Below are 258 nucleotides of genomic sequence, written 5' to 3'. Positions count from 1 at the left end.
CTCGATTCGTCAGACGACATCACTTTTTTCTTAGTAAACATAGCTTGATAGCGCATTTCATCTGCTTTTTTTTGTAATTCTAACAGCAGAGAATTCATTTCTCTGTATGAATCACGCTTCCACTCATCTTTTTGTTTCTTTTGTTTTAGCTTATTTAAGGGAATTCTTTCAGCATCCATTAATTTTTTAACTATGCTTTCAGTATCCATGCCAGAAGCTAAACCACCAATTCTAATTCCAGCCATACAATGTCCCTCC

General features: G+C 35.3%; 1 protein-coding gene. It reads right to left on the bottom strand.

Annotated features, from left to right (window positions below):
* The coding region (locus SB725_RS32280; RefSeq protein ID WP_410923573.1) for a flagellar cap protein FliD N-terminal domain-containing protein at positions 1–245 on the bottom strand (245 nt) is incomplete at its 3' end.
* Positions 246–258 lie beyond the last annotated feature (13 nt).

The organism is Pseudomonas sp. SIMBA_041, from assembly GCF_046535095.1.
Taxonomy (GTDB): domain Bacteria; phylum Pseudomonadota; class Gammaproteobacteria; order Pseudomonadales; family Pseudomonadaceae; genus Aquipseudomonas; species Aquipseudomonas mucoides.
This window is presented reverse-complemented; position numbering and strand designations above follow the sequence as displayed.